Source organism: Saccharomonospora sp. NB11 (genome assembly GCF_015910535.1).
In the GTDB taxonomy this organism is placed as follows: domain Bacteria; phylum Actinomycetota; class Actinomycetes; order Mycobacteriales; family Pseudonocardiaceae; genus Saccharomonospora.
Map to the genome: position 1 here is coordinate 194,772 of NZ_JACBJG010000007.1, position 24,616 is coordinate 219,387.

20 protein-coding genes and 1 pseudogene are annotated in these 24,616 nt (G+C 70.5%); 13 read left to right on the top strand and 8 right to left on the bottom strand.

The annotated features are described in order from the left end of the window. Nucleotides 1-27 precede the first annotated feature (27 nt). Together leuD and JAV51_RS12870 are read left to right on the top strand one after the other, a co-directional pair. On the top strand, nt 28-621 hold the full coding sequence (gene leuD, locus JAV51_RS12865) for a 3-isopropylmalate dehydratase small subunit (RefSeq protein ID WP_197320935.1): 594 nt from the start codon (nt 28-30) through the stop codon (nt 619-621). Between the two features lie 260 nt (nt 622-881). After that, entirely contained in the window at nt 882-1,895 is a 1,014-nt protein-coding gene (locus JAV51_RS12870) for an HU family DNA-binding protein (RefSeq protein ID WP_197320936.1), read from the top strand. A gap of 55 nt (nt 1,896-1,950) precedes the next feature. Here the strand turns inward: JAV51_RS12870 and JAV51_RS12875 are convergent, their stop codons facing one another. The 3 genes from JAV51_RS12875 to cofC form a co-directional block, all read right to left on the bottom strand. Then, nucleotides 1,951-2,871, bottom strand: a complete 921-nt coding sequence (locus JAV51_RS12875; protein ID WP_197320937.1) for an NUDIX hydrolase — start codon at nt 2,869-2,871, stop codon at nt 1,951-1,953. After that, the gene (locus JAV51_RS12880) at nt 2,868-5,153 is read right to left on the bottom strand and encodes an RNA degradosome polyphosphate kinase (protein ID WP_197320938.1); all 2,286 of its coding nucleotides are present in this window, start codon (nt 5,151-5,153) and stop codon (nt 2,868-2,870) included. Before JAV51_RS12880 ends, JAV51_RS12875 begins: the two co-directional genes overlap by 4 nt. 153 nt (nt 5,154-5,306) lie before the next feature. Then, on the bottom strand, nt 5,307-5,993 hold the full coding sequence (gene cofC / locus JAV51_RS12885; RefSeq protein WP_197320939.1) for a 2-phospho-L-lactate guanylyltransferase: 687 nt from the start codon (nt 5,991-5,993) through the stop codon (nt 5,307-5,309). 85 nt (nt 5,994-6,078) lie between these two features. Here cofC and JAV51_RS12890 point away from each other — a divergent pair, with 85 nt between their 5' ends. The 3 genes from JAV51_RS12890 to JAV51_RS12900 all read left to right on the top strand — a co-directional run bounded on the left by JAV51_RS12890 (nt 6,079) and on the right by JAV51_RS12900 (nt 8,530). Further along, entirely contained in the window at nt 6,079-6,786 is a 708-nt protein-coding gene (locus JAV51_RS12890) for a 1-acyl-sn-glycerol-3-phosphate acyltransferase (RefSeq protein ID WP_197320940.1), read from the top strand. Nucleotides 6,787-6,788: 2 nt separating this feature from the next. After that, complete coding sequence (locus JAV51_RS12895) at nt 6,789-7,799, top strand: NAD(P)H-dependent glycerol-3-phosphate dehydrogenase (protein ID WP_197320941.1); 1,011 nt, start codon at nt 6,789-6,791, stop codon at nt 7,797-7,799. A 275-nt stretch (nt 7,800-8,074) separates the two neighbouring features. After that, entirely contained in the window at nt 8,075-8,530 is a 456-nt protein-coding gene (locus JAV51_RS12900) for a cysteine dioxygenase family protein (RefSeq protein WP_197320942.1), read from the top strand. Here the strand turns inward: JAV51_RS12900 and JAV51_RS12905 are convergent. Next, nucleotides 8,475-9,198 (bottom strand): annotated as a pseudogene (locus JAV51_RS12905) (pyridoxamine 5'-phosphate oxidase family protein). The gene JAV51_RS12900 and the pseudogene JAV51_RS12905 sit on opposite strands and share 56 nt — an antisense overlap. 82 nt (nt 9,199-9,280) lie before the next feature. Here JAV51_RS12905 and JAV51_RS12910 point away from each other — a divergent pair. Next, nucleotides 9,281-10,666 (top strand): PLP-dependent aminotransferase family protein, encoded by a 1,386-nt coding sequence (locus JAV51_RS12910; RefSeq protein ID WP_197320943.1) that lies wholly within the window; start codon nt 9,281-9,283, stop codon nt 10,664-10,666. 10 nt (nt 10,667-10,676) lie between these two features. Continuing rightward, nucleotides 10,677-11,774: a D-alanine--D-alanine ligase family protein gene (locus JAV51_RS12915; RefSeq protein ID WP_197320944.1), complete on the top strand. Its 1,098-nt coding sequence runs from the start codon at nt 10,677-10,679 to the stop codon at nt 11,772-11,774. Between the two features lie 18 nt (nt 11,775-11,792). On the opposite strand, the gene JAV51_RS12920 is transcribed toward JAV51_RS12915, so the two are convergent. Both JAV51_RS12920 and JAV51_RS12925 read right to left on the bottom strand, forming a co-directional pair. Continuing rightward, nucleotides 11,793-12,359, bottom strand: a complete 567-nt coding sequence (locus JAV51_RS12920) for a DUF3515 domain-containing protein (RefSeq protein ID WP_197320945.1) — start codon at nt 12,357-12,359, stop codon at nt 11,793-11,795. Nucleotides 12,360-12,378: 19 nt separating this feature from the next. Next, nucleotides 12,379-12,612 carry an Lrp/AsnC ligand binding domain-containing protein gene (locus tag JAV51_RS12925; protein WP_197320946.1) on the bottom strand — a complete coding sequence of 78 codons (234 nt, stop codon included), beginning with the start codon at nt 12,610-12,612 and terminating at the stop codon, nt 12,379-12,381. Nucleotides 12,613-12,742: 130 nt separating this feature from the next. On the opposite strand from JAV51_RS12925, the gene JAV51_RS12930 reads away from it, so the two are divergent. The 3 genes from JAV51_RS12930 to JAV51_RS12940 all read left to right on the top strand — a co-directional run bounded on the left by JAV51_RS12930 (nt 12,743) and on the right by JAV51_RS12940 (nt 15,086). Continuing rightward, nucleotides 12,743-13,711 (top strand): thiamine-phosphate kinase, encoded by a 969-nt coding sequence (locus tag JAV51_RS12930; RefSeq protein WP_197320947.1) that lies wholly within the window; start codon nt 12,743-12,745, stop codon nt 13,709-13,711. A 94-nt stretch (nt 13,712-13,805) separates the two neighbouring features. Then, entirely contained in the window at nt 13,806-14,276 is a 471-nt protein-coding gene (locus tag JAV51_RS12935; RefSeq protein WP_197320948.1) for a GNAT family N-acetyltransferase, read from the top strand. 132 nt (nt 14,277-14,408) lie between these two features. Further along, a complete protein-coding gene (locus JAV51_RS12940) occupies nt 14,409-15,086 on the top strand; it encodes a uracil-DNA glycosylase (protein WP_197320949.1) in 678 nt (225 codons plus the stop codon). 66 nt (nt 15,087-15,152) lie between these two features. Here the strand turns inward: JAV51_RS12940 and rpmB are convergent, their stop codons facing one another. Continuing rightward, on the bottom strand, nt 15,153-15,344 hold the full coding sequence (rpmB, locus tag JAV51_RS12945; protein WP_005444116.1) for a 50S ribosomal protein L28: 192 nt from the start codon (nt 15,342-15,344) through the stop codon (nt 15,153-15,155). Between the two features lie 116 nt (nt 15,345-15,460). On the opposite strand from rpmB, the gene JAV51_RS12950 reads away from it, so the two are divergent. The 3 genes from JAV51_RS12950 to JAV51_RS12960 all read left to right on the top strand — a co-directional run bounded on the left by JAV51_RS12950 (nt 15,461) and on the right by JAV51_RS12960 (nt 22,890). After that, nucleotides 15,461-17,104 carry a DAK2 domain-containing protein gene (locus JAV51_RS12950; protein ID WP_197320950.1) on the top strand — a complete coding sequence of 548 codons (1,644 nt, stop codon included), beginning with the start codon at nt 15,461-15,463 and terminating at the stop codon, nt 17,102-17,104. A 1-nt stretch (nt 17,105) separates the two neighbouring features. Next, nucleotides 17,106-19,259 (top strand): ATP-dependent DNA helicase RecG, encoded by a 2,154-nt coding sequence (gene recG / locus JAV51_RS12955; RefSeq protein ID WP_197320951.1) that lies wholly within the window; start codon nt 17,106-17,108, stop codon nt 19,257-19,259. Nucleotides 19,260-19,506: 247 nt separating this feature from the next. Beyond that, on the top strand, nt 19,507-22,890 hold the full coding sequence (locus tag JAV51_RS12960; protein ID WP_197320952.1) for a pyruvate carboxylase: 3,384 nt from the start codon (nt 19,507-19,509) through the stop codon (nt 22,888-22,890). 382 nt (nt 22,891-23,272) lie between these two features. On the opposite strand, the gene JAV51_RS12965 is transcribed toward JAV51_RS12960, so the two are convergent. Continuing rightward, nucleotides 23,273-24,505, bottom strand: a complete 1,233-nt coding sequence (locus JAV51_RS12965) for a CdaR family transcriptional regulator (RefSeq protein ID WP_197320953.1) — start codon at nt 24,503-24,505, stop codon at nt 23,273-23,275. Nucleotides 24,506-24,616: the final 111 nt, after the last annotated feature.

The window sequence follows — 24,616 nt, forward strand, 5'->3', positions numbered from 1 at the left end:
CCGAGCCACCGACGAGGAGCACACGTCATGGAAGCCTTCACCACGCACACCGGGGTCGGGGTGCCCCTGCGCAGGTCTAACGTGGACACCGATCAGATCATCCCCGCCGTCTACCTCAAGCGGGTGTCCCGAACCGGGTTCGAGGACGGCCTGTTCGCCGCCTGGCGCACCGACGAGGAGTTCGTGCTGAACGCGGAACCCTACAAGCGGGGATCCGTCCTCGTGGCCGGTCCCGACTTCGGCACCGGGTCGTCGCGTGAGCACGCGGTGTGGGCGTTGATGGACTACGGATTCCGCGTCGTCATCTCGTCCCGCTTCGCCGACATCTTCCGCGGCAACTCCGGCAAGCAGGGACTGCTCGCGGCCCAGTGCGAGCAGTCGGACGTCGAACGGTTGTGGACGCTGCTGGAGAGCGAACCGGGCACCGAGGTGACCGTCGATCTGCGTGAGAAGACCGTCCGCGCAAAGGACTTCGTCGCGAGCTTCGTCATCGACGACTACACCCGCTGGCGTTTGCTGGAGGGGTTGGACGACATCGCGCTGACCCTGCGCAACGCCGACGCCATCGAGGAGTTCGAGAAGCGGCGTCCCGCGCACAAACCCGTCACCACTCCGAGGTAGAGCCGTGTCCCGCCGGTTCCGGAAATCCCACGCTCCCGCAACGGATATCCGGGACCGGCACCCGGTCTCGACGAACCGGTCCGACACCACACCGAACGGCACGCGGAAACACGCCCCGAAGGGCTTCTGAAGACGTAACCGCGCACACGATAAGGAAAAATTCCGCGTGCCGTTTGGAATTTGCGCTGCGATGGTAATACCGTGTGCGCATGTCGGCCGGTGTGGCCGGGTAACACGTAGTTCTTCTTGGAGGGACTGTAATGGCCAACAAGGCCCAACTCATCGAAGCGCTCTCAGAGCGCTTGGGAGACAAGAAGGTCGCGGCTGCGGCTGTCGACAACCTCGTCGACATCATCATCCGCACCGTCAACAAGGGCGAGAAGGTGAACATCACCGGCTTCGGGGTGTTCGAGAAGCGCGCTCGTGCCGCTCGTACCGCCCGTAATCCGCGCACCGGCGAAACCGTCCGGGTGAAGAAGACGAACGTTCCGGCGTTCCGTGCGGGCACCACGTTCAAGGACGTCGTCAGTGGCGCCAAGAAGCTGCCGAAGGCCACGACCGCCAAGCGCGGCACCACCGCCACGTCGCGGAGCACCTCCGGCACGAAGACCGCCGCGACCCGTCCGACCTCGACGCGCACCACCACCAGCCGGACGCGCGCCACCACGGGAACCACCACGCGGGCCACCTCGACGCGTGCGACGAAGACCTCGCCGACCCGGAGCACGTCGACCCGCAGCAAGACGACGGCCACGAAGGCGACGCCGACGCGTTCCACCGCGACGAAGAGCACGGCCGGCAAGGCCGCCCCGAAGACCACGACGAGCAGGACCACGAAGTCGAGCACCACGAAGGCCGCGCCGAAGACGGCCGCCAAGACCACGGCCAAGTCGACGACCAGGTCCACAGCGGCCAAGTCGGCGACCAAGACGACCGCCGCGCGTTCCACCAAGGCCGGCACGGCGAAGGCCGGCACCACGAAGTTGAGCACCACCAAGGCCGCGCCGAAGACGGCCGCCAAGACCACGACCCGGTCGACCGCCGCGAAGTCCGCGCCGAAGACGACCACCAAGTCGGCCACGAAGTCGACCGCAGGCAAGTCGACCGCGAAGTCCGCACCGAAGACCACCAAGACCACCGCCACGCGGTCCACCGCGAAGAAGACCCCGGCCAAGACCACGAAGGCGGCTGCCAAGACCACGACGAGGACCACCGCGAGGGCGACCGCGCGTGCCACCTCGCCGGCGAAGAAGACCACGAAGAAGGCGAAGTAGTTCAGGCGTCTTCTCGTAGGGCTCCCGTGACGACCACGGGAGCCCTACTGCGTTCTCAGGACGGTGCGGGCAGCGCGCTGGGCAGGTAGTGCGCGGCGACGAGCCGAGGGTCCTCGGCGTCGTGCGTGTCGAAGGACAACACCCACACCGAGCCCTTCTTGCTCGGCACCTCGCCGGTGAGCTTGCGCGTGAGCGAGATTCCGTCGCGTTCGGCGAGCATGTCCAGCAGGTGGGGGATGACGCCGCCCTGGCTGCACACCACGGCGGTGTCGTGCGCTCCGGCGATCGAGAGCAGCGACTTCAGCCCCGCCTCGGGGTCGGCCGCGAACGTCTGTTCCGACAGCGGTTCGTCGAGCTGCACCTCGGCGCCGACGTCGGAGGCCAAGGCCCGCACCGTCTGCACGCACCGCAGCCGCGGCGCCGAGTACACGGCTTCCGGGCGGAACGTGCGCAGGAGCGGGCGCAACGCCGCTGCCTGCCGCTGACCGGCGTCCGACAGGGGACGCAGGTCGTCGTCGCCCGCCCAGTCACTGCGATTGCCTGCCTTGGCGTGGCGGACCAGCAGCACGGTCGTGGTGTCCACGGGCAGTTGTTGGGCTCGCGAGCACACGTCCCGGTCGCTGTCGTAGGTCAACAACGCCTGCGCCTCGGCGAACGGCAGCCAGCGGAGCTCGTCCACTTCGTCATTGGGGGTGAACTCACCGGAAACCGGCTTCGCCGTGAAGTAGTCCACGGTTTTCGCCGCCCCGTTCACGCTGTATTCGACGGTGGTGAGAAAGCGTCCCAGAACGGCGTCGTATCCCGTTTCCTCCGTGAGCTCCCGCACCGCGGCGATCGGGGCGGTCTCTCCGGGGTCCAGTTTCCCCTTCGGCAGCGACCAGTCGTCGTAGTGCGGTCGGTGCACGACGGCGATCTCACTGCCCGCGGAGCTGTGGCGCCACAGCACCGCCCCCGCGGCTTTCACGATGTTGCTCACCCTGTGGCTCCGTGCTTGCGCAGCATTTCCATCTGGTGGTCGCGGACCTGGCCGCTGCCCGTCGGAGAGGGTACCCACTCGCCCGTGGGGTGCAGGACCCAGCACCGCGTCATCGGGTGCAGCGCGGAATCCAACACGTCGTCGAGCTGTGCGGTCAGCCGCGGGTCCGACACCCGCACGAGCGCCTCGATGCGACGGTCCAGGTTGCGGTGCATGATGTCGGCGCTGCCGATCCAGTGCGTGTCCGCGCCGCGGAAGTGGAAGATGCGCGAGTGTTCGAGGAACCGGCCGAGGATCGAGCGGACGCGGATGTTCTCGCTCAACCCCGGCACCCCGGGCTTGAGCGAGCAGATTCCGCGCACCACCACGTCGACGTCCACTCCCGCCTGCGACGCGCGGTAGAGGCCGTCGATGACCTGCTCGTCGACGAGCGAGTTGCACTTGATTCGAATCCCGGCGGGTTTGCCCGCCTTGGCGAGCCGGATCTCCTCCTCGATGAACTCCAGCAGTCCGCGCCGGATGCCGTTGGGCGAGGTGAGGATGTTGCGGTAGGTCTGTTGCCGGGAGTACCCGGTGAGCACGTTGAACAGGTCGGTCAGGTCGGCGCCGACGGAGGCGTCGGCGGTGAACAGACCGAGGTCCTCGTACAGTCGCGCGGTCTTCGGGTTGTAGTTGCCCGTGCCGACGTGGCAGTAGCGGCGGATCGTGCCGCCTTCCTCCCTCACCACCAGGGCGATCTTGCAGTGGGTCTTCAACCCGACGAGGCCGTACACGACGTGCACGCCCGCGCGTTCCAGCGTGCGTGCCCAGGTGATGTTGGCCTGCTCGTCGAACCGCGCCTTGATCTCGACGAGCGCGACGACCTGCTTGCCCCGCTCGGCGGCGTCGATGAGCGCGTCGACGATGGGGGACTCGCCGGACGTCCCCGAGGTGCGGTAGAGCGTCTGCTTGATGGCCAACACCTTGTCGTCGGCGGCGGCCTGCTCGATGAACCGTTGGACGCTGGTGGAGAACGAGTGGTACGGGTGCTGCACCAGGACGTCGCTCTCGCGGAGAGCCGCGAACACGCTCTTGGGCGTCTCGCGTTCCCCGAAGGCCGGGTGGGTGGCCGGGACGAACGGCGGGTCCTTGAGGTCCTTGCGGTTGAGCGAGTGAAGCTGTTGCAGGCAGCTCAGGTCGAGCAGGCCGGGGACCTCCACGACGTCCTGCGGGTCGACCTCCAGCTCGCGCAGCAGCAGTTCGAGCACGTGCTCGCTCATGTCACTGGCGACTTCCAGCCGGACGGGAGGGCCGAACCGGCGTTGCGCCAGTTCCCGCTCCAACGCCTGCAACAGGTCCTCGTCGCGGTCCTCCTCGACCTCGAAGTCGGCGTTGCGCGTGACCCGGAACACGTGGTGCTCGCTGACCTGCATGCCGCTGAACAACTCGTCGAGGTGGGCGGCGATGAGTTCCTCCAGGGGAAGGAACGTCGCGGTCCGGGAGTCACGGCTCTTCTCGATCCGCACGAGTCGGGGCACGTTGTTCGGCACCTTCACCCTGGCGAAACGCTCGGTGCCGTCGCTGGAGTCGCGCACGGTGACGGCGAGGTTCAGCGACAGGCCCGAGATGTACGGGAACGGGTGGGCCGGGTCCACGGCAAGCGGAGTGAGCACGGGGAAGATGTGCTTGGTGAAGTACTCCGACATCCGCGCCCGGTCGTCGGTGTCGAGTTCCGACCAGGAGACGATGCGGATGCCGACCTCGCTGAGCGCGGGCCGCAGCTCGTTCTCGAAGACCATGGCATGCCGCTCGACCAGCTCGGCGTTGCGTGCGGCCACGTAGGTGAGCTGCTCGCTCGGGGTGAGGCCGTCGGCGCTGCGGACCGACAGCCCGGTCTGCTCGCGCCGCTTCAGGCCCGCGACCCGGACCATGTAGAACTCGTCCAAGTTGGACGCGAAGATGGACAGGAACTTCGCCCGCTCCAGCAGCGGCTGTGACGGGTCCTCGGCGAGGGCGAGCACGCGGGCGTTGAAGTCCTGCCAGGAGAGCTCGCGGTTGAAGTAGCGGTCGTCGGGCAGCTCGTCCGGGGCGTCCTGGTCGTGCGTGGCGGCCGGGGGCGGGGACACGGAGCTGAAGTCGCGGGTCCGGCCGTCACCGGTCCGGGGCGGGGGAGCGGTCTCGGCGCTGCGGAGGCCCGGGTCCTCGGTCACGTCGCCCTCGCCGGCGGGCAGGCCCTCGGTCGCGTCGGGCGTGCGGGCCGCGAGGGGGCGGGTCTCGTCGCTCACCTCGCCATTGTCCCCCACACGAGGCGGTGGCGACGGTTTCTGAGACCGCCGCCTCGCCGTCGGGTGGGGCGTGACACGGCCGGTCGACCGACGTCGGAAGGGGCGGCAGGCGGGGAAGGGGTGCACGTCGGGTCGCCCCCGGCGGCCAGGTCGGACGCTGCGTGGCTGTCGTCAGGATCGGGAACAGGCGCGGTCGAGGACGGCACGCGTGCGTTCGCCCAACCCGAGCAGCCGCGCGTGGTCGAGATCACCCGGGGTGTCGACGTCCCCGCGCAGGGACGGAAGCGGCGCGGTGATCGCCGTGGCGCCCGTGAGCGCGTGGGCGCGGGCGGAGCCGGGACCGAAGCGGGGGCGCAACGCGGCGCCGGGTGCGGAGAGCAGGAGCGTGGTTCCCGTGCCGGGGCGGTCGGCCACGAACGCCCGTTCCCCGCCCGCCTGGGTGAGGGCGGTGTCGAGTTCGTCCGGGCGCAACGCGGGCAGATCCGCCTGGAGCGCCCCGACGACGGAGTCCGGGTCCTTCGCCCGCAGCAGGCGTTCGCCGGCGCGCAGCGCCGCGTTCAGGCCGTCCGTTCCGCCCGGCCCCGACGGTTCGCCGACGACTTCGACGTCGAGTTCCCGCAGCAGGGCGAGCGCGGCGGGGTCGGACCCGACGACGAGCACGCGTCGTACCCCGGGGGTGGAGACGGCGGCGTGCAGCGTGTCGTAGGCCAGCGCGAGCACGAGTTCGGTGTGCCGGGCCGGGTCACCGGGGTGGGCGAGGTCGTCGACGTGCTCGGCCCCGACGTGCCCGAGGACACCCCGCAGCCGGGACTTTCCCGTGCTCGGTCGCTTCAGCGGCACGATGAGGTCGACAGCCACGCCACCATCTTTACCGCAAAGCCCGCCCCGTGGGGCCTGTGGCAGGATCGGGCGCACACGGCAACGACTCACCGGAGGAACGGCGTTGGCAGAGCGCGAGAAGGGCGGTTTCTGGGTAGGCGCGGCCGCGGTCCTGTTCTACCCGCTGACCGCGATTGGCCGCAGCGTCTACCGCAACGCGGACCGCATCCCGCGACGTGGCCCCGCGCTGCTCGTGATGAACCACATCTCGCACCTCGACCCCGCCGTCGACGCGGTCTTCGTGCACCGCAACAAGCGGGTGCCCCGGTTCATGGCGAAGGACAGCCTCTTCCGGGTGCCGATCTTCGGCAAGATCCTCGCCGGGTCCGGCGGTATCCCCGTGTACCGCGGTTCCAAGGACGCGAATGAGAGCCTGCGGGCCGCGCACCAGACGCTGCGGGACGACAAGATCGTGCTCATCTACCCCGAGGGCACCATCACGAAGGACCCGGACGGCTGGCCCAAGCGGTCCTACACCGGGGTGGCCCGGCTCGCGCTGGAGAACGACGTGCCGGTGATCCCCATCGCGCGGTGGGGCACGCAGCAGATCTGGAACGGCTACACCAAGAAGTTCCGCCCCTTCCCCCGCAAGACCGTGGTGCACTCCGTCGGCGAGCCGATCGATCTGTCCGCGTACCGGGAGAAGGAACGCTCGCAGGCACTGCTGCGCGAGGTCACCGAACTGATCATGGACCGTGTGCTGGAGCAGCTCGTCGAGATTCGCGGTGAGCAGCCGCCCGCGCGGAGCGACGGTGCGGAGGGGCGCGCCTGACCATGTCGGTGCAGCGTGTGGCCGTGCTCGGGGCGGGCTCGTGGGGGACGACGTTCGCGAAGATCCTCGCGGACGCGGGACGCGACGTGACGATGTGGGCCCGTCGAGCGGAGATCGCCGACGAGATCCGCGACCGGCACACCAACTCCTCGTACCTCCCCGGCATCGAGCTGCCCGAACGGCTCACCGCGACGACCGACCCCGCGGTCGCGCTCGACGGTGCCGACGCGGTCGTGCTCGCGGTGCCGAGCCAGCGACTGCGGGAGAACCTTCAGGCGTGGCGGGATCTGCTGCCGAAGGACGCGATCCTCGTCAGCCTCGCCAAGGGCGTGGAACTCGGGACCCTCAAGCGGATGAGCGAGGTCGTCTCCGACGTCACGGGCGTGGCTCCGGGCGACGTCGTGGTGGTGTCCGGCCCGAACCTCGCGAAGGAGATCGCCCGGCGGCAGCCCGCGGCGGCCGTCATGGCGTGCGCCGACCACGACCGGGCGGTGGCCGTCCAGAAGGCGAGCTTCACGTCGTACTTCCGCCCGTACACCAACACCGACGTCGTCGGGTGCGAACTCGGTGGTGCGTGCAAGAACGTGATCGCCCTCAGTTGCGGGGTGGCGGCGGGACTCGGCTTCGGCGCCAACACGATGGCGACGCTGATCACGCGTGGGCTCGCCGAGACGGCCCGGCTCGGCGCGGCACTCGGGGCGGACCCGTTGACGTTCGCCGGGTTGGCCGGGGTCGGTGACCTCGTGGCGACCTGTTCGTCGCCGTTGTCGCGCAACCGCACCTTCGGTGAGCGCATCGGACGCGGGGAGACCATGGAGGCGGCCAGGGCCGCTCAGGGCGGTCAGGTGGCCGAGGGCGTCAGCTCGTGTCGCTCGATCCGGGAGCTGGCCGAGCGACTCGACGTCGACATGCCCATCACCGACGCCATGTACCGCATCTGCCACGAAGGAGCCGACCCGGCCGCGATCGGTGCCGAACTGCTGGGACGGCGGCAAAAGCACGAGTGGTCCTAGTGTGACGGACGCCATCGCGACAGTGGCGTCCGTCGATCTGTCAAGTGCGTCCGCCTGGCGGATTCCGGTTTGACTCCCTCACCGTCGTCTGCTTGCCTTGACGGCATGTCGGTTCTCGGTGCGTCGACCCCCACCTCGCGGTGGTGTCGTGCGTCGCGCGCCGTACCGGGCTGTTGTCGCCGGTGACCGTGCGCCCCTGCTGATCGGGCGCCTCACGCGACCAGCCTTCGACGTCTTCCCTTTTCTTCTTTTTCTCCTGACGAGGTCTTCTTCCCATGTTTGCCGTGCCCGACAACACCGTCGCGCTTCCGCCCGCCGATCTGCTGACCCGACACCCGGTTCGGACCGCTTTGGAGTTCGCCGCCGACCGCAACCGGTGGCGCAACCTCCTGCGCTACGACCCCGAGAAGCGGTTCGCCGCCCTGCTGGACACGGTGGGCGGGCACGAGGTGTGGCTGTTGAGCTGGTTGCCCGGCCAGCGAACCGGGCGGCACGACCACGGCGTCACCTCGGGGGCGTTCACCGTGGTGAGCGGACGACTCGTGGAGGAGGTGCATCGGGACGTCGCCGGAGCACCGGAGGGGCCCGAGTCGCACGTCGTGGAGGCGGGCCAGTCGCGAGTCTTCGGTCCCGGCTACTCCCACGACGTGCACAATCCCGGGCCCGATCCGGTGATCAGCGTGCACGTCTATCAGGACGGGAGTCGCACGGTGCGGCCGGTGAGGTGGTGACGTCGACGCCGACGCGGGCCTGCACGTGCGCGGGTGGTGCGACGTCGGCGGGGACGAAGCTCGCGGTCACGGGGGCGCCGAAGACCGTGTGTACCGGCAGAACGCCCGCCCAGACGGACGTCTCGTCGTGGTCGAGTTCGCCGAGCGAGGGTTCGCCGGTGCGAATCTTCACCGACGCCTCGGTCAGGTCGAGTGCGAGCACCTGGGTGGCGGCGAGTTCGCGGCGGTTCGGGGTGCGCGTAGTCCCACGAACCGGGGCTGAGGCGTTCACTGAGCACGCGCAGGGCGTGGACCTTGCGGTCGTCGTCGGTGATCGGTGTGGCGCGGCCGTACACGACCGCGCTGCGGTAGTTCATCGAGTGGTCGTTCAGGGAGCGCGCGTACACGATGCCGTCGAGCACCGTGGCGGTGAGGCACAGGTCGACACCGGCCGCGGCGGCCCTGACGTTGCCCGAACCGGTGGAGCCGTGCAGGAACACCGTGTCGCCGGCCCTGGCGTGTGCGGTGGGCACCACCAGGGGACGGCCGTCCTTCACCAGACCCACGTGGCAGACGAGCGTGGCGTCGAGAACGGCGTGCAAGGCGGCGCGATCGGTCTCGTAGCGCTGCGGTTTGCGGGTCGGAGTGGTTCGGGCGGTGGACGACAGCGGAGTCTCGGACGTGGTCATGACCTATGCTCGTCCGCCGTAATGGCATCGTGGAACAGCCACAGAGCCGGTTTTTCCAAATGCCACTCACGAAGGAGAGGTCGTGGCGCGCACCGACATCACGTTGCCCCTGACGCTCGACCGTGACTCCGCCGTGCCGTTGGCGGTCCAGCTCGCCGACGCGCTGCGGGAGGCCGCTTCCGGGGGACATCTGCGAGGCGGCGACCGGCTGCCCTCCACCCGCGCGCTGGCGCGGGACCTCGGCGTGAGTCGGACCGTCACGTCGGCCGCCTACGACCAGCTCCACGCGGAGGGCTGGATCGTGGGCAGGCACGGTTCGGGCACCTACGTGACGACCTCGCCGCCGACGCCGGTCGCGGCCCACCGGCCGGTCGCCGGTCCCGACCACGCGCCCTCGCCCGACCTCGTCGCGCTGTTGCCCGGGTTGCCGTGGGCCGACGGGCTCGACCGTGCCGCCTGGCGACGTGCCTGGAGGGCGGCGGCCGACACCCCGCCGCTCGTGGTGGCCGAACGCGCGGGACTCGTCGAGTACCGGACGGCCATCGCCGAACACCTGCTCCGCCACCGTGGACTCGACGTGGCTCCGAACTCGGTGCTCGCGACCGCGGGCACCACGGCGGGAGTCGTCGAGCTGGCGGCGGCGTTGCTCGGCCCCGGTGATGTCGTGGGGGTGGAGGAACCCGGGTACCAGCGGGCCGTGGAGGCGTTCCGGCGAGCCGGGGTACGGGTGGTACCGCTGGCGGTCGACGCCGAAGGGCTGCGTCCGGACTCCGTCCCGGAAGGCGTGCGTGCCGTGTACTGCTCGCCCGCCCACCAGTACCCGCTGGGCAGCCGCATAAGTGCCGCCCGCCGGGTCGAGCTCGTCGAGCGCGCCCGCGCGGAGGGCTTCCTCGTCGTCGAGGACGACTACGACGGTGAGCTTCGTTACGACGTCGCTCCGTTGCCGGTGCTCGCCTCGCTCGCTCCCGACGTGGTGGTGCACCTCGGCACCACGAGCAAGATCCTCACGCCCACCCTCGGCGTGGGCTGGATGGTGGCACCTCCCGCCGTGACCGCCGCGGTGCTCGAGTACCGCGACGAGGCGGGCACGAGGGCCTCGCCCGCGGGACAACAGGTGTTCGTCGAACTCGCCCGGCACGGCGACCTCGGCCGTCACCTCCGCAGGTTGCGCCGGGAGTTGTCCGAGCGACGGTCGTTGCTCGTCACGGCGTTGACCGACGCCGGGGTCACGGTGCTGGGCGACGACGCCGGAGCCCACCTCGTGGTGCCCCTGGGCTCGGCCGAGGAGGAGCGGCGGCGGTTGGCGCTCGCCCGCGAACGCGGTCTGCTGCTCGACGGGTTGGCGCGGCACTTCGCGGGCATTCCCACGCGAGCGGGCATCACCGTCGGATACGCGGGTTGCTCGCGCGAGACGCTGCAGGACGTCCTCGGGGTGCTCGTCGACGTGCTCCGGGAGACCCGAAGGTAGGGTGCCGCCCATGGAAAGCCGCAAGACCCGAGTGGCCGTCGTGTTCGGCGGTCGAAGCACCGAACACACCATCTCCTGTGTGTCGGCGGGCAGCATTCTCGCGCACCTCGATCCCGACCGGTTCGAGATCATTCCCATCGGTGTCACCCCGGCCGGTGGCTGGGTCCTCGGCACGAGCGACCCCCAGACGCTGCGTATCCGGGGCAGGGAGTTGCCTGCCGTCGAGGACGGCAAGGCGCTGGTGCTGGCCGGTGATCCCACGACCGGTGGTGTCGTGAGTCTCGAACCGGGGGAGCACGCCGAGGTGCTGTCCGCGGTGGACGTGGTGTTCCCGGTGCTGCACGGGGCTTTCGGTGAGGACGGCACCATTCAGGGCCTGCTCGAGCTGGCCGACCTGCCGTACGTCGGTGCGGGCGTGTTCGCCAGCGCGGCCGCGATGGACAAGGAGTACGCCAAGAAGCTGCTCGCCGCCGAAGGGCTGGAGGTCGGACGGTTCGCGGTCGTGCGACGAGGTCAGGACACCCTGCCCGAGGAGGAGCGGGAGCGGCTCGGTCTGCCCGTCTTCGTCAAGCCGGCGCGCGCGGGCTCGTCCATCGGCATCTCTCGCGTCACCGACTGGTCGCAACTGGACGATGCGATCGCGCTCGCCAGGGAGACCGACCCCAAGGTGCTGGTCGAGGCCGAGACCGTGGGACGCGAGGTCGAGTGCGGCGTGCTGGAGTTCCCCGACGGTCGGGTCGAGGCCTCGTTGCCCGCGGAGATCCGGGTGCTCTCCGACGACGAGGACGCCTGGTACGACTTCGAGACCAAGTACCTCGGCGAGGACGCCGAGCTGGACATCCCCGCGAAGCTCGACGACAGCGTCACCGAACGCCTCCGCGAGGCCGCGGTCCGGGCGTTCGGCGCGCTCGACTGCCAGGGACTGGCGAGGGTGGACTTCTTCGTCGGCGCGGACGGCACGTTGACCGTCAACGAGGTCAACACGATGCCCGGCTTCACCGCGACGTCGGCCTTCCCGAAGATGTGGGAGGTCACCGGTGTCGACTACCCGTCGCTGCTGACGACGCTCGTCGAGACCGCGTTGGCGCGGGGGACGGGCCTGAGGTGAGGTGCGCGCCCGCCCGCGTCACTCGAAGTCGAGCGGCACGGCGGGCAGCACGTCGGCGATGGTGCGGGACACCGTCTGCAACGGTCCCGTGCCCGCCGTGTCCGGCACGGTCAACGCGACGTAGACCTCGCGGTCGACCGCGTACCACGTGGTGCTGCCGTCCCCGGGCACGGGAAGCCACTGGACCTCGTCGATCGCCCGCAACGTCGACGACCGCGTGAGCTCGGGCGGCCGGTCGAGACCGCAGCGCAGCACGATCGGATCGCCGCCCCAGGCCAGGGTCGCCGGAGGCGCCGGTTCGGCGAGTTCGCGTCGCGAGAGCTGTTCGCCGGACGACTTGAGTCGCTCCGGTGCCGCGCCGACGAGGTCACGGCACGCCGCCGAGTCCGCGTCCGGCGCGGGAATCGTGACCAGCGCGAGCGGTCCGGTCGGATCGTCGCCCGACCCGTCGCGCTCCGGCTCACTGCGCTCGGACTCGCCGGGCGAGAGGACGAGACCCAGCACGGCGACCGTCGCGGCCAGCGCCGTGGCCAACACGGCGGCGACGACGAGAAGACTCCGAGGTGGGGCGCCGGTTTCGCTCACCGCCCCACTACACCACAGCTCAGAGGCGCACGACGGGGCAGGTGAGGGTGCGCGTGATGCCCTCCACGCTCTGCACGCGGGCGACCACCAGTTGTCCGAGCTCGTCCACGTCGTTGGCCTGCGCCCGCACGATGACGTCGTAGGGCCCCGTCACGTCCTCCGACGTCGTGACGCCGGGAATGGTCGAGATTTCGGAGGCCACGGCGGCGGCCTTGCCGACCTCGGTCTGGATGAGGATGTATGCGTAGACCACGGCGCTGCTCCCCTTCGAGTACGACGGTGACGCGTAAAGGTAGGAATGTAGGCAGCAACGTACCGCAGACCTGCGACGATCGGGCATCCGACAATCGGGCCTGCGGGCAACGCAACAACCGGAGGTACGTGTGGGAGACAGTCCCGCGTCCGGGGCGGACACCGTCGCGGCGATCGGTGAGTTCGGCCTGATTCGCCAGGTCACGGAAGGGAAGGACCAGCCGTCGACCACGCTGCTCGGGCCCGGTGACGACACCGCCGTCGTGGCGGCGCCGGACGGACGTGTGGCCGTCACCACCGACGCGCTCGTCGAGGGGGTGCACTTCCGGCTGGACTGGTCGACCCCCACACAGGTGGGGCGCAAGGCGGTCGCGGTGAATCTGGCCGACGTCGCGGCGATGGGGGCCGTTCCGACGTCCGTCGTCGTGACGCTCGCGTGCCCGGCCGACACGCCCGCGTCGGTGGCGAGGGAGCTGCTGGACGGCGTGGCCACCGAGGCCCGGCGGGTACACGTCGGCGTCGTCGGGGGCGACATGGTGCGCGCGGAGAACATCGTGGTGAGCGTCACCGCGCTCGGCGATCTCGGCGGTCGCCCGCCCGTCACGCGCGCAGGCGCGCGGCCCGGCGACGTCGTGGCCGTGTGCGGCAGGCTCGGCTGGGCGGCGGCCGGACTCGCCGTGCTGAGCCGCGGGTTCCGGTCGCCGGTGAGCGTGGTGAACGCCCAGCGCTGCCCCGACCCGCCGTACGCGGCCGGTCCCGCGGCGGCGTTGGCCGGGGCCACCGCGATGATCGACGTCTCGGACGGCCTGCTGGCCGACCTCGGCCACGTCGCCGAGGCGTCCGGCGTGGGAATCGACGTGGCGAGCGACCGACTCGTCGTCCCCGACCGGCTCGTGGACGTGGGGACCGCGCTCGGTGCCGACCCGATGCACTGGGTGCTCACCGGCGGGGAGGACCATGCTCTCGTCGCCACGTTCCCCTCGCCGTCCGACCTGCCCGAGGGCTGGTGCCCGATCGGCTCGGTCACTGCGCCGGAGGCGGGCGTCACCGTGGACGGCAGGGCGTACGAGCACGAACCCGGATGGCGGCACTGGAGCTGAGGGCACGGCCGCCGATCGAGCGCCCATACTGGGGAAGCGACGGCCGAGACATCGAGACGCGGCAACGGCGCCGACGAGGGGGAGAGGACTTTTCGTGGACATCCGCACGGTGCCGTTCGACCATCCGGACGCGGTGAAGCTGATCGAGGCGGTGCAGCAGGAGTACGTCACGCGCTACGGCGACCCGGACCTCACGCCGACCGACCCGGCGGAGTTCACCCCGCCGTCCGGGCTGTTCCTCGTCGGGTACCTCGACGACGTCCCGGTGGCCTGTGGCGGTTGGCGCGCGCACGACGAGGCCGACCCGCCGCTTCGCGCGGGTGACGCGGAGATGAAGCGGCTGTACGTGGTGCCCGCGATGCGGGGGCACGGGCTGGCGCGCACCATGCTCGCGGCGCTCGAACGCTCTGCCGTCGAGGCGGGCCGCACCCGGATCGTGCTGGAGACCGGTCAGAAGCAGCCCGAGGCCATCGCGCTCTACCGCTCCTCCGGCTACGAGGAGATGCCGGGCTTCGGCATCTACGCGGGCGACCCGCTGAGCCTCTGCCTCTGCAAGCCCCTCTGACATCGTGTCCTCGCTTCTCGCACGCGTGTCCGCGCCTCCCGCACACGTGTCCTCGCTTCTCGCGCGCGTGTCCGCGCCTCCCGCACGCCTCGGACGCGGCGGGACCACCCTGCTGGGCTAGGCTGCGCTGGCGTGACCGCACGACCACTGCACGAGATCATGGACCCCGGCTGGGCGAAGGCACTGGAGCCGGTCGCCGACCGCATCGCCGCGATGGGCGACTTCCTGCGCGCCGAAGTCGCGGCCGGACGGACCTACCTCCCCGCGGGCGACAACATCCTGCGCGCGTTCCGCCAGCCGTTCGACGAGGTGCGCGCGCTGATCGTCGGTCAGGACCCGTACCCCACGCCGGGCCACCCGATCGGGTTGTCCTTCGCCGTGGCGCCCGACGTCCGACCGCTGCCGAAGAGCCTTATCAACATCTTCCGCGAGTACTGCGACGACCTCGGCCACCCGCAACCGTCCACTGGGGACCTCACGCCGTGGGCCGAGCAGGGTGTGCTGTTGCTCAACCGCGCACTGACCGTGCGGCCCGGCAAGCCGAACTCCCACCAGGGCAAGGGCTGGGAGGAGATCACCGAGCGGGCGATCGTGGCTCTGGCCGAACGCGACAAGCCGCTCGTGGCGATCCTGTGGGGCAGCAACGCGCGCAAGCTGAAGCCGTTGCTGGGCCGGGTCCCGTGCGTGGAGTCCGTGCACCCGAGTCCGCTGTCGGCACGCAACGGATTCTTCGGGTCGCGGCCGTTCAGCCGAGCCAACGCGTTGCTCGAACAGCAGGGTGCGGCGCCGATCGACTGGAAGCTTCCGTAGGAGCACACACGACGACGGCTCGGCGACCGTGTGGTCACCGAGCCGTCGTCGGAGAAAATCTGGGCGTCAGGCCCGAACGACCTTGCCCGCCTTGAGGCAGGAGGTGCACACGTTCAGGCGCTTCTTCTGGGAAAGCCCGACCCTGGCGTGCACGGTCTGGATGTTCGGGTTCCACCGGCGGTTGGTGCGCCGGTGAGAGTGTGAGACCGACTTGCCGAAGCCCGGCCCCTTGCCACAGACGTCGCACACGGCAGCCACGTCGAACACTCCTCGAAATGATCGGTAAACGAACTACCCGGGTTACCGGGCAACTCGAACAGGGTAACCGGTGCGCCAGCCAGCGGCACAACGGGGTCGTTACCCTCGCATCTGGCATGCCTCGACGGGTGCTTCGACGACCGGCTACGGAGGGTGCGCGGGTGCGGGCCTCAGACGCTCTGGACGCGGACGCGGTGCGGCGTTGGATCGACGTCTGCGTACGCGATCTACGCGCACTGCGGGCCGAGATCGACGACATCAACGTCTACCCGGTGGCCGACTCCGACACCGGCTCGAACCTCCTGCACACCATGACCGCCGCGCGGGACGGCCTCGACGGGATCGACGGGACGCACGCCGGAGAGGCGCTGGGGGCGGCGGCCACCGCGGCGGTGCGCGCGGCCCGGGGGAACTCCGGCACGATCCTGTCGCAGGTGCTGCGCGGGATGGCGGCGTCGGCGGCCGAGACCCCGGTGCTCACCGGTGCGGACCTCGTCGCGGCGTTGCGTGCCGCCGACACCGCTGCCACGAAGGCGGTGGCCCGGCCGGTCGCGGGCACGATGCTGAGCGTCCTGCACGCCGTCTGCACGGCCCTGGGAGACGGGGAGCACCCCGACGTCACCGACGTCGCCGTGCTCGCTGCCAAGGAAGCGGCCCGCGCGCTGGCCGACACACCGCGACAGCTCGCTCCGTTGGCCGCTGCCGGTGTGGTCGACGCGGGCGGTCGTGGTCTGGTGGCCGTGTTCGACGCCCTCGTGGAGGTCCTCACCGGCGCGCGGACGACGGTCCCGACCTGCGCCACGGACCGGGCCGGTGTGGACGGCGCCGCCTCACCACGGACGTGGGAGGTGATGTACCTGCTGTCCGGTGTCGACACCGACGCGGCCGCCGGGCTCCGTAGGGCGTTGTCTGCGCTCGGGGACAGCGTGACCGTGGCCGAGGCGGGAGCGGGCGAGTACGCCGTCCACGTGCACTGCGCCGACATCGGCGCCGCGTTGGAGGCCGGGTTGGAGCACGGCAGGCCCCACCGCGTGCGGGTGGAGCCTCTGCTCACGCCGAGCCCCGCCGAACCCGCCGTGCCGGCCGACCGCGCCGTGGTGGCGGTGGTGCATGGCGAGGAGCTGGCCGCGTTCGTCGCCGAGGAGGGCACGCCGGTGCTCGCCGTGCCCGCCCACGCCGAACCGCGGGAGGAGGACCTGCTCGACCTGGTGACGGCCACGGCGGCCGGTCACGTCACCGTGCTGGCGGGCGGTGTGGGCCTGACCGCGGCGGCCGAGCGGGTCACGAGTCGACCCGAACTGGAGGGACGCGACGTCGTCGTCGTGCCCAGCGCCTCGCCGGTGCAGGTGTTGGCGGCCCTGGCCGTTCACGACCCGAACCGTCGTGCGGGCTCTGACGTCGTCGCCATGGCCGAGGCCGCGGCGGCCACGCGCCGCGCCGAGATCGTGGTGGCCGCCGAGGACGCCATCACGTGGGTGGGCAGGGTCGCCGCCGGTGACGTCGTGGGCTTCATCGACGGCGAGGTCGTGCTCATCGAGTCCGGCGAGACCGGGGAGGCGACCGTCCGCGCCGCCACGGGCGTGCTCGACCGGATGCTCGCCGTGGGAGGCGAACTCGTCACCGTCCTCACCGGCGCCGACGCGCCCGACGGCGTCGTCGACGTCCTCACCGATCACCTGCGTGCCGAACGGCCCGACGTCGAACTGGTGTGCTATCCCGGTGGGCAGACCGATGCGGTGCTGCTGATGGGTGTGGAGTGACATGGCGGTGTTGGCGGACAGGCTCACGGACGTCGTGGGCGCACGGACGGCCGACGCCCTGGCCTCCGCGCTCGACCTGCACACCGTCGGCGACCTGCTCCGGCACTACCCCCGGCGCTATGCGCAGCGAGGTGAACTCACCGACATCGCGGGACTGGAGATCGGGGAGCACGTCACCGTCCTCGCGCGCGTCGAGAGCACCACGAAGCGGCCGATGCGCTCGCGCAAGGGATCGATCCTCGACGTCACCATCACCGACGGGCAGCGGCGCCTGTCGTGCGCGTTCTTCGGCAACCAGACGTGGCGGGAACGGGAGCTTCGGCCGGGTCGGACGGGCCTGTTCGCGGGGAAGGTGACCGCGTTCCGGCGGTCGCTGCAACTCGCCAATCCCGAGTACGAACTCGTGGACTCCGCCGACGAGCTGTCGAGTGTGGACGACTTCCTCTCCCGGATCATCCCCGTGTACCCGGCGGCACAGGGCCTGCCGTCGTGGCGGATCTCCAAAGCCGTGCACCAGACGCTGGAGATGCTCGACGAGGAGCCCGACCCGCTGCCGGAGAGCCTGCGCCGGGAACACGACCTGCTGTCGCTGTTCGAGGCGTTGCACGCGATCCACCGACCGCGCAGCGACGCCGAACTCACCGCCGCCAGGACCCGGCTCAAGTGGGACGAGGCGTTGGCCGTGCAACTGGTGTTGGCGCAGCGTCGACAGTCCTCGGTGGCACGTCCGGCGCCCGCGTGTCCGCCGAAGTCCGGTGGCATCGCGGAGGCGTTCGACGCGCGGCTGCCCTTCGACCTGACCCCGGGGCAGCGCGAGATCGGGGAGGAGCTGCGCGCCGACCTCGCGAGCGAGCACCCGATGAACCGGTTGTTGCAGGGAGAGGTCGGCAGCGGCAAGACCGTCGTCGCGCTGCGGGCGATGTTGCAGGTGATCGACGCGGGCAGGCAGGCGGCCCTGCTCGCGCCCACCGAGGTGCTGGCCGCGCAACACGCCCGGTCGCTGCGGGACCTGCTCGGCGACCTCGCGCAGGCGGGCGAACTCGGGGCCGCCGAGCACGCCACCCGGGTCACTCTGCTCACCGGGTCGATGCCCGCGAAGCAGCGCAAGCAGGCGTTGCTCGACGCGGCGAGCGGAGCGGCGGGCATCGTCGTCGGCACCCACGCCCTGCTCGGGGAGCACGTGTCCTTCGCCGACCTGGCGTTCGTGGTCGTCGACGAGCAGCACCGGTTCGGCGTCGAACAGCGGGACGCGTTGCGCACCCGTGCGGGCGACGGCGTCAGCCCCCACGTGCTGGTGATGACCGCGACGCCCATCCCGCGCACGGTCGCCATGACCGTGTACGGCGACCTGGAGACGTCGTCGCTGCGGCAACTGCCGTCGGGACGGTCGCCGATCGCGACCACCGTGGTGCCCGCAGCCGAGAAACCCGCGTGGCTCGACCGGGCGTGGCAGCGACTGCGCGAGGAGGTCGGCAAGGGGCACCAGGCGTACGTCGTGTGTCCCCGCATCGGGGACGAGCCGCCCTCGGACAAGACCGAGCGACCGGCCGTCGCCGTGCTCGACGTCGCACCCGAGTTGGAGAACGGGCCGCTGGCAGGGCTGCGGATCGGCGTCCTGCACGGGAGGCTTCCCAGCGACGACAAGGACGCCGTGATGCGCGCGTTCGCCGAGGGCGAGCTGGACGTGCTCGTGGCGACGACCGTGATCGAGGTCGGCGTCAACGTCCCGAACGCCACCCTGATGGTGATCATGGACGCGGACCGGTTCGGGGTCAGTCAGCTCCACCAGCTTCGGGGCCGGGTGGGCCGGGGCGACGTGCCCGGGCTGTGTCTGCTGGTCACCGAGGCGTTGGACGGCACCGCCGCCCGAGCGCGGCTCGCGGCCGTCGAGTCGACCACCGACGGGTTCGAGCTGTCGAAGCTGGACCTGGAGCTGCGCCGGGAGGGGGACATCCTCGGCGCGGCGCAGTCGGGCAAGCGGTCCGGGTTGAAGCTGCTCTCCCTGCTGCGCGACGAGGAACTGATCGCGCAGTCCCGGCGGGTGGCCGCGCAGGTGGTGTCGGCCGACCCCGACCTCGCCGAGCACCCCGGACTCGCCGCGTTGGCCGCCCAGACCATCGACGATGAGCGAGCGGAGTACCTGGAGAAATCCTGACGTCGTGTCCGCGAGTTGCGTCGTCGTGTCCGCGAGTTGTGCACAGGTGTCGGCGTCACAGGGCGCGGACATGCGTGCAGGGGACGGCGACACGCGTGCGTGAGGTGCGGACACGGTGTTCGGGGTACTCCCGACCGGGGATGCGGCCCCCGCGGGCATGAGGCCCGTCACGAGTCGTTGATCTCCCTTCGAGCACGGGAACCGAGGTAACGTGCTCGCGACCGCTCCATACGAGGAAGGAACGGGCATGTTCCGCAAGGTACTCGTCGCCAACCGTGGTGAGATCGCCATTCGAGCGTTTCGCGCAGCGTACGAGCTGGGCGCGGGAACGGTCGCCGTGTTCCCGCACGAGGACCGAAACTCCGTCCATCGGCTGAAGGCCGACGAGGCGTACGAGATCGGGGAGCCGGGCCACCCGGTGCGGGCGTACCTGTCGGTCGACGAGATCGTGTCCGCCGCGCAGCGGGCGGGGGCCGACGCGATCTATCCCGGATACGGCTTCCTGTCGGAGAACCCCGACCTCGCCCGCGCGTGCGCCGACGCCGGGATCACGTTCGTCGGTCCCAGCGCCGAGGTCCTGGAGCTGACGGGCAACAAGGCGCGGGCCGTGGCCGCCGCGCGCGCGGCAGGCGTCCCGGTACTCGGCTCGTCCGAGCCGTCTTCCGATGTGGACACTCTGGTCGAGGCGGCCGAGGAACTCGGTTTCCCTGTGTTCGTCAAGGCGGTCGCGGGTGGCGGCGGTCGTGGCATGCGGCTCGTGCAGGACCGCGCTTCGCTGCGGGAGTCGATCGAGGCCGCGGCCCGTGAGGCGGAGTCGGCTTTCGGCGACCCGACGGTGTTTCTGGAGAAGGCGGTCGTGCGGCCGCGCCACATCGAGGTGCAGATCCTCAGCGACGGCACCGGCGACGAGAACGGCGTCATCCACCTCTTCGAGCGGGACTGCTCGGTGCAGCGGCGCCACCAGAAGGTGATCGAACTCGCGCCCGCGCCCAACCTCGACCCGGAGCTTCGGGAGCGGATCTGCTCCGACGCCGTGCGGTTCGCCAGGCAGATCGGCTACCGCAACGCGGGCACGGTGGAGTTCCTCGTCGACGAGAACGGCAACCACGTCTTCATCGAGATGAACCCGCGCATCCAGGTCGAGCACACGGTGACCGAGGAGGTCACCGACGTCGACCTGGTGCAGGCCCAGTTGCGCATCGCGGCGGGCGAGACGTTGGCCGACCTCGGTCTGTCGCAGGACACGGTGTACCTGCGGGGTGCGGCCTTGCAGTGCCGCATCACCACCGAGGACCCTGCCAACGGGTTCCGCCCGGACACGGGCATGATCAGCGCCTACCGGTCGCCGGGCGGGTCGGGGATCCGCCTCGACGGCGGCACCACCTTCGCGGGCACGGAGATCAGCGCGCACTTCGACTCGATGCTCGTGAAGCTCACCTGCCGGGGGCGGACCTTCGCTGCGGCGGTGGGCAAGGCACAGCGTGCGGTGGCGGAGTTCCGCATCCGCGGTGTGGCGACGAACATCCCGTTCCTGCAGGCGGTCCTCGACGACCCGGACTTCGTGGCGGGCCGCGTCACGACCGCGTTCATCGAGGAACGTCCCCATCTGTTGACGGCACGGCACTCCGCCGACCGTGGCACCCGGTTGCTCACCTACCTCGCCGACGTGACGGTCAACAAGCCGCACGGGGAGCGTCCTCGGTCGATCGATCCGGTGAAGAAGCTGCCGTCCGTCCCGACCGGTGCGCCACCGGCCGGGTCGAAGCAGAAACTCACCGAACTCGGCCCCGAGGGGTTCGCTCGGTGGATGCGGTCGTCGCCACGGCTCGGGGTCACCGACACCACCTTCCGCGACGCGCATCAGTCGTTGCTGGCCACCCGGGTGCGGACCAAGGACCTGCTCGCCGTCGCGCCGGTGGTGGCACACACGATGCCGGAGCTGCTGTCGGTGGAGTGCTGGGGTGGCGCCACCTACGACGTCGCGTTGCGCTTCCTCGCCGAGGACCCGTGGGAGCGGCTCGCGGCGTTGCGTGAGGCGATGCCCAACATCTGCCTCCAGATGCTGCTGCGGGGCCGCAACACCGTCGGGTACACGCCGTACCCGACCGAGGTGACCGAGGCGTTCGTCCAGGAGGCCACCAACACCGGTATCGACATCTTCCGCATCTTCGACGCCCTCAACGACGTCGAACAGATGCGGCCCGCGATCGAGGCCGTCCGCGCGACGGGCACGGCGGTGGCCGAGGTCGCCCTCTGCTACACCTCCGACCTGTCGAACCCCGACGAGAAGCTCTACACGCTCGACTACTACCTCAAGCTCGCCGAGCAGATCGTGGGTGCGGGCGCACACGTTCTGGCGATCAAGGACATGGCGGGTCTGCTGCGGGCTCCCGCTGCGGCGCGACTGGTGAGCGCGCTGCGCAAGGAGTTCGACCTCCCCGTGCACATCCACACGCACGACACCGCGGGCGGGCAGCTCGCCACGTACCTGGCCGCCGTCAACGCGGGCGCCGACGCCGTGGACGGGGCGGTGGCGTCGATGGCGGGGACGACCTCGCAGCCGTCGTTGTCGGCCATCGTGGCCGCCTTCGACCACTCCGAGCGGCCGACCGGTCTGGACCTCGGCGCGGTGGGCGAGCTGGAGCCGTATTGGGAGATCGTGCGGAAGATCTACGCGCCGTTCGAGGCGGGGCTCGCGTCACCGACCGGGCGCGTGTACCACCACGAGATTCCCGGCGGGCAGTTGTCGAACCTGCGGACGCAGGCCGTGGCGCTCGGCCTCGGCGACCGGTTCGAGGAGATCGAGTCGATGTACGCCGCCGCCGACCGCATCCTCGGGCGTCTCGTCAAGGTGACGCCGTCGTCCAAGGTGGTCGGTGACCTCGCGCTGCACCTCGTGGGCGCCGGGGTGTCGCCCGAGGACTTCGAGGCCGAGCCGGGCAAGTACGACATCCCGGCGTCGGTCATCGGGTTCCTGCGTGGGGAACTGGGCGACCCGCCCGGCGGCTGGCCGGAGCCGTTCCGCACCAAGGCGTTGGAGGGGCGACCCGAGGCGACGTCCACCGTGGACCTCTCCGACGACGACCGCCAGGCACTCGCGACCGACCGGCGAGCGACCCTCAACCGCCTGCTGTTCCCCGGACCGACGAACGAGTTCGAGACCCACCGCCACGCCTTCGGGGACACGAGCGTGTTGCCGAGTAAGGACTTCTTCTACGGGCTGCGTCCCGGGGAGGAGTACTCGGTCGACCTCGAACCCGGGGTGCGGCTGCTCATCGAGCTGGAGGCCATCGGCGAGCCCGACGAACGCGGGATGCGGGTTGTCATGGCGTCCCTCAACGGGCAGCTCCGGCCGATCCAGGTCCGCGACCGTTCGGTGGCGGCCGACCTGCCGGCGAAGGAGAAGGCCGAGAAGGGCAACCCGAAGCACGTCGCGGCTCCGTTCGCCGGGGTGGTGACGGCGACGGTGTCCGAAGGCGACACCGTCGAGGCCGGGGACACGGTCGCCACCATCGAGGCGATGAAGATGGAGGCCGCCATCACCGCCCAGACGGGTGGCCGGGTGGCTCGGCTGGCCATCAACTCGGTGCAGCAGGTGGAGGGCGGCGACCTCCTGGTGGTCCTGGAGTAGCCGCGCGAAGAACGGGCGAGGCCACCGGCGCGGCTCCGGTGGCCTCGGCGTTGGTGCCGGACGAACAGGCGAGGCGTGTCCGCACCTCTCGCGCGCGTGTCCGCGCTTCTTGCACGCGTGTCCGCACTTCCGGCACGCGTGTTTGGTCGTCTGCGCGCGTGTCGGCGTCACCGGCACGCATGTTGCGGTCGCTCGTACGCGTGTTGCGGGCTCCTGCGGGCGTCTTGCGGTCACCTGCACGCATGTCTGCGTCACCTGCACGCATGTCGGCGTCGTGCGGCGCGGACACGCGTGCGTAACTCGCGGACACGACGTCGCGAGGCGCGGACACGACGTCGCAGCCGGCGGACACGACGTCGCAACTCGCGGACACGCCGGGCGTTCAGGGGCGACGGGCTCCGTTGGCGGCGCTGTGTTGCCACGGTGCCGACGGCAGCGTGCGCAACGCCAGTTCCAGCTCGAAGCGGGCGTCCGGGTCGTGCAGCCGGTCGCCGAACATCGCGTCGAGCTGCCGCATCCGGTAACGCACTGTCTGCGGGTGCACGGACAGCTTCTCGGCCATGGCCAGCACGTGTCCCTGCGCGTCCAGCCACGCCCGCAACGTCTCCAGCATCCGTTCCCGCTGCCGCGGCGTGAGTCCGTCGAGTTGTGTGAGCAGTCTGGTGCGCAGTTGCGCGGCCAACGCCTCGTCCGAGTGCAGCATCAGCACCGGCAGACACTCCTGCGCCCACACCACCCGCCGGGGCGGCAACACGCCCTCGTCGACCAACCCGAGCGCCTTCCGAGCCCAGCGCAGGGAGTCGGCGACCGCGTCCAACGACACACACGGCCCGATCGCGAAGCGACATCGGGGCAGGGCCTGTTCCAGCATGGCGAGCCGCTCACGGGTGACGATCCCGGGCACGAGCAGCCGGGGTTCGACGCCCGTCAACTCGGCGAGCACGTCGGCGTCGAGCGAGGTCCGATACCCGCCCTTGAGCGGCAGCAGGGGCCGCACCGCCACGGGGGTGGCGGTCTTGGGGGTCGCCCATCCGATCAACTGGGCGAGTTCCTCGATCGCCTCCGGCGGCACGGCGGGACGTTCGAGTATCAGTTGGAGCAGGCGCCGACGCCAGGTGTCGAGCGCGTCGGCCGAACCCGCTTTCGCCTCCAGGAACCCGTCGAGCGCCACGGATGCCAGCTCGTCCATGAACCCGAGCATCCGGTCGGCGAGCTGCGACATCACGGTCGACGAGAAACCGCTGTTGCGCCCGACCTCCATGATCCGCCGCCACGCCACTCTGGCGCCCACGCGGTAGGCGGCCTGCAACGTGTCGAGGCTGCGTCCCTCACGCATTTCGTATTGGCCGAGCCTGCGGTGCACCTCGTGCGCGTGGTGCTTGGACGCGGTCGGGTCGGCGATCTGGGCGAGGAACAACGACACCGCGTGCTGCACCCCGGCTCTGATGCTCTTGCCGTACGGGCCGTCGAGGGGCCTGCGATACTCCGGGATCAGGGCACGGATCTCGGCGACGATCTCGTCGGCCACGCTCTCCAGCTCGGGGCGCATGATCTGTGCGAGTTGTCCTGGGAGCACCACCGATTCGGCGGTCTCGTCCGATGATCCACCCGTCACACCGACAAGCTCCTTCCCACAACTCTGAGGGATTGCACTCGCGACGTCCCGGTCCGGCGATGATCGAGAAAGGTATCACCGGTCACACTCACTAAGTTGATCTTCGTGACG